5 protein-coding genes are annotated in these 4,815 nt (G+C 71.3%); all 5 read left to right on the top strand.

The annotated features are described in order from the left end of the window. The coding region (locus tag VNO22_03700) for a hypothetical protein (protein HXG60456.1) at window positions 1-2,231 on the top strand (2,231 nt) is incomplete at its 5' end. A gap of 110 nt (window positions 2,232-2,341) precedes the next feature. Continuing rightward, entirely contained in the window at window positions 2,342-2,536 is a 195-nt protein-coding gene (locus VNO22_03695; protein HXG60455.1) for a hypothetical protein, read from the top strand. A 1-nt stretch (window position 2,537) separates the two neighbouring features. Beyond that, window positions 2,538-3,110, top strand: coding sequence for a nucleotidyl transferase AbiEii/AbiGii toxin family protein (locus VNO22_03690; GenBank protein ID HXG60454.1), 573 nt, complete (start codon window positions 2,538-2,540; stop codon window positions 3,108-3,110). Window positions 3,111-3,255: 145 nt separating this feature from the next. Then, a complete protein-coding gene (locus VNO22_03685; protein HXG60453.1) occupies window positions 3,256-4,110 on the top strand; it encodes a hypothetical protein in 855 nt (284 codons plus the stop codon). 6 nt (window positions 4,111-4,116) lie between these two features. Next, the coding region (locus VNO22_03680; protein HXG60452.1) for a hypothetical protein at window positions 4,117-4,815 on the top strand (699 nt) is incomplete at its 3' end.

The raw sequence follows: 4,815 nt of genomic DNA, 5'->3' as shown, positions 1-4,815 counted from the left end.
GGCCGTGGATCGATGGGATGGACCCGCCGGCGCTGGAGGCGGGGCGTCCCAACAAGGTGACTCTTTACGGCCGCAACCTTCCGGGCGGAACTCCCGTCGAGGGCGTGCGGAGCCTCGAGCGGCTCGAGGTGACGGTGGAAGCGCCCGCCGAGCCCGGGGCGCCCGAGTCCGAAACGCTTCTGCGTCCGGCGGACGCCTCCGCCGACTTCGTGCGCTGGCAGTTCGTCTCGGAGGCGGGCCGCTCGAATTCCGTCCGGTTTCTGCTCGTCGAACGCGCGCCCGTGCGCGAGGCCGAGCCCAACGACCGTCCGGAGGAGGCGATGGCCGTGACGCTGCCGGCGTTCGTGGCGGGGCGGTTCCATCCCGCGGGCGATCGGGACGGATTCGTTTTCGAGGCCAAGAAGGGGGAGCGGCTCTGGATCGAGATCTTCAGCCAGCGGTTCGGCTGGCCCACGGATCCCCAGATCGTGCTTCAGCAGGTGAGCGTGGGAGAGAAGAGCGCGATCCGCGTCCAGGAGCTCCAGGAGTCGGACGATCAGCCGACGCCGCTTCCGGCCATGGGCGGCAACATGGAACGGCGGTATCGCGCGGGCCCGGAGGATCCGGCGGTGCTCTGGACGGTCCCGCAGGACGGCCGCTTCCGCGTGCTGGTGCGGGACCTGCACGGGGTGGGGGCGCTGGCGGAATCCGGGTCGGCCTACGTTCTCGTCGTGCGGCCGGCGCGGCCGGACTTCCGGTTGGTGGCGTTTCCGGTGGAAAACTTCCGGGCCGAGAACCGGGTGATGAGCAAGTCCACGGTGCTTCGCCGCGGGGGGGCGGAGCGGGTGCGCGTCGTGGCCTTCCGGCGGGAAGGGTTCGACGGGGCGATCCGCGTGGAGGCCGAGGGGTTGCCTCCGGGGGTTTCCGCCCGGCCCGTCGTCCTGGGCCCGGGAGACACGTCGGTTGACTTCGTTCTTCAGGCGGCGCCGGACGCGCCGGCCTTCGCGGGGGCGCTTCGCCTGGTGGGGCGTGCGGAGATCGGGGGCAAGTCCGTGGCGCGGCCGGTTCGGGGAGCGGAAGTCGTCTGGCGGGCGGACACCGAGCGGGAGCCGATCTCCACGCGGGTCACGGAGACGCTGGGACTGGCGGTGGATCCTTCGTTTGCGGTGCCCGTCTCGGTGCGGCTGGGCGAGGCGGAGCGGTATCGGACGTCGCGGGGCGGCAAGCTCAAGATTCCCGTGAAGCTCGTCCGCCACGCCGAGTCGAAGGACCTGGCGCAGGCGAAGATCAAGCTCGTGCCGTCGGGGCTTCCGGGTCGCGGGAACAACCGCCCGATTCAGGCCAAGGAGGTGACGCTCGAGGCGGCCAAGCCGGAGGGGGAGCTCGAGATCGACGTCACCGAGAAGGCCGAGCCGGAAGTCTTTTCGCTGACGGTGACGGGGGAAGTGGATCTTTCGTACACGCGGACCCCCGAGCGGGTGGCGGCGCTTCAGGCGGATGAGAAGCGGGTGGGGGAGGTGCTTCAGCAGGCGGCGGCGGAACTCAAGAAAGCGCAGGAGGAGCGCGCGCAGGCGGAGAAAGAGGTTCAGAAGGCCCGCGCCGCGCTCGAAAAGGTCAAGGCGTCCGGGACGGCGGAGGCGGCCCTCAAGGAGGCGGAGGAGAAGCTCAAGGCGGCCGAGGAGGCGCGCGCCCGGGCGGCCGAGGCGGAAAAGAAGGCGCAGGATCTCGCCAAGGCGGGGGAGGCGCTCAAGAAGGAACTGGCCGCCGAGGTCAAGAAGGCCTCCGACCTCGCCAAGGAGAAGAAAGTGAAGGCGTGGCTGGCGGCGCTTCCGGTGGAGATCGAGATCGCGGCCGCGCCGATCGCGGTGAAGGCTCCGAACGGCGGGGCGGCGGTCCCGGCGGGCGGCTCGGCCGAGATCGAGCTGGAGCTGGAGCGCCTGTTCGGGTTCGACGGCGAGGTGAAGCTCGAGGCCGCGCCGGCGGGAAGCGCTCCGGTCAAGGCGGCCGGTCCGGCGACCTTTGCGCCGGGGCAGGCGCGGGCGAAGCTGGCGCTTTCGGCGGACAAGGCGGCCAAGCCCGGGGCGGCCGGCGCGCTGACGCTCAAGGCGAAGCTCACGTTCAACGGCCGGACGATCCCGTTCGAAGACCGCCTCGAGGTCCGGGTCGTCGAGCCGCCGCCGCCGCCTCCTCCGCCGCCCGCCAAGGAGGACAAGCCGCCGCAAGCCGCCAAGCCCGCCGATTCGCCCCGATAGCCGCAAGGAGTCCGTTCCTTCTCCAGGGATCTCGTTCGGGCGCCCCCGGACCGGGACGGGCGAGAATGGGGCGGACCGGATCCCGAGGGCGCGCTATACTACTTCCAGCCATGGGGCGCTGGAAGGAACGGCTGGAGCGGATGGGACGGGCCGGCGAGGAGGCCAGGCTCCGGGAGCTTCGCTCGATGAGCCTGGAACGGGCCGTCCGGATTCTGGAGGGGCTTCTCTCGCACCCCCTGGCCCGGCCGAGGCGCGCTCGGCGCCGCCATCCCGTGTCCCTTTCCCGGCTTCTCCGCCGGCGGTGAGATGTCCGATCCCAAGAGCGTCCTGCTGGCGGCCCTGGATGCGGTTGAATCGGGGCCCTTCGAGTATCTGCTCTACGGAGGGATGGCGGCCGGCCTCTGGGGCGAGCCGCGCTACACGGAGGACGTGGATTTCGTCCTCTTCGTCCCCGAGCGGCAGGTCGTGCGGTTCCTGCGCGCGGCGGCGCGCTTCGGGTTCGCCGTGGACGAGGACCTGGCGCTTCAGCAGATGCAGATCAGCGGCTGGGCGCGCCTCCCTCTGGGAGACCCCAAGAGCCCCTGGCACCTGGATCTCACCCTCGGAGACTCGCCCTTCGACCGGAGCGCCCTGAAGCGGAGGCGCGCCGTCGTTCTTTTCGGGCGGACCGTGCAGGTCGCCTCGCCGGAGGATCTTATTCTCTACAAGCTCATCTCGGGCCGCGACCGGGATCTCTTCGACGTTCGGCGGATCGGCGAGCGGCAGGAGTCGCTGGACGCGGCGTATCTTCGCCGCTGGGCCCGCTGGTGGGAAGCCCAGGGGATCGCCGGTATCGTCCGGCGCGTGGAAGGGCTGCTCAAGGCGGCGGGAGGGGCCTGACGGCTCCGCGGAAAACGCCCTTCCGTGACCCATTCTGACATATCCCGGGTGTAGCATGGCGTCCGGAAGAGGCGGTCCGGGGCCCCCCGGAGAGAGGGCGGGTCCTTCGGGGCGCGGCCGCCTGCCTTCCCCCGGAGGTCGTAGTATGGCGCACGAACCCCTTCCTTCCCCCTCCTCCGCCGTTCCCGCCCTCGAGGAGCAGCGGCAGGTCCTGGCCAATGCGGCGGCCCTGGCCGAACAGGTCGCCCGCATCGTCAAGGAAAACGGCCTGTCCATGAAGTTCGGCAACAACCCCCGCGAGTACGTCCGCGTCGAGGGGTGGCTCACGATCAGCCGCGTCCAGAACGAGCAGCCTCACGCCAAAGTCGAGGAGGTCGTCCGCGACCCGGAATCGGGCCACGAGACGATCCATGCGCGCGCCTGGCTGACCAACTCCCAGGATCAGGTCGTCAGCCTCGCCGACGGCTACTGCTCCACCGAGGAGCCCGGCTGGCGGGACAAGCCCTTCTACGCCCGCGCGTCCATGGCCCAGACCCGCGCCATCGCCAAGGCCATGCGGCTTCGGCACGCCTGGGTCATGGTCCTGGCCGGCTATGCTCCGACGCCCGCCGAGGAGATGAGCGAGGAGCTTCTGGCGGCCGAGCCGCCCGGCGCCCCGGGTCCGCTCCGCCGGACCGAGCGGCCCGCTCCCGGCGGGGGCCCTCGCCCGGCCGAAGCGGGCACCCGCGGCGTCGCTCAGGTCACCGTCAAAGCCGTCTCCGAACGGCCCGGCGAGAAGCGCGACGGCACCCCTTACGTCCGCTACGGCATCCGCGGCTCCGACGGGGTCTGGTACAACACCTTCAACCCGCGCCTCGGAGAGCTCGCCAAGCAGGCCCGCGAGAGCGGCGCCCGCGTGACGATCTCCTACTCGGTCACGGAATACGGCCACGACGTGGAGGACCTTCAGGTGGCCGAAGAGGGCGCCGAGCCGCCCGAGATGAAGCGCCTGGGGGCGTAACCCGCCGTGACGGATTTCGCGCCGCCGTCCGCGCTGCGCCACGGCGTCGCCCGGGTGGGCGTGTCCACCCTGGCGGCCCAGTGGTATTGCGAGCTCAAAATCGACCTCGCCTTCCGCCATCCGGACGTCGTCGAGCGCACGCCCGCCATGGAGGCCGGCGCCCTCGGACACCGCGAGCTCAGCGCCGACGCGCGCCCCATCACCCGGGAAGCCCTCGAAGCCGAGATCCGCGCCGGCCGCGACATCGTCCTCCAGGAAAGCCGCTTCGACGGAATCCTCGACGGCGTCCCCGTGGTCGGCGTCCCGGACCTCGTTGATCTCCAGGGGCGCCGCTGCCGTTTCGTCCTGGAGCTCAAATTCTCTCGCCGGCCGGACCTCTTCATCGACCGCTTCGTCCAGGCGCAGACCTATGCCCTCCTTCTGTCCCAGGGCGGGTTCGAGACCGAGGGGACGGTCTGCGTCGTGGGAGTCGTTCCGACCGGCCGGCCGGAATCCGCCCGGCGCCTCCGGGGACTGCGCGAGGAGGGCATCCTCGACGGCATTCTCGATCGCTGCCGGGCCGTGGCCGCCGCGATGGAGGCGGACGCCGGCGGACTCTCCTCGCCGCAAACGGTGCGGCACGCGGGGGTCACGCTCCAGGCCTTCCGGTTCGACCGTCCGCAGGCCGTCAAGCACCTGGCCTGGGCGCTGGAGTACTGGCGGGGG

This window comes from Planctomycetota bacterium (assembly GCA_035574235.1).
GTDB lineage: Bacteria > Planctomycetota > MHYJ01 > MHYJ01 > JACPRB01 > DATLZA01.
This window is presented reverse-complemented; position numbering and strand designations above follow the sequence as displayed.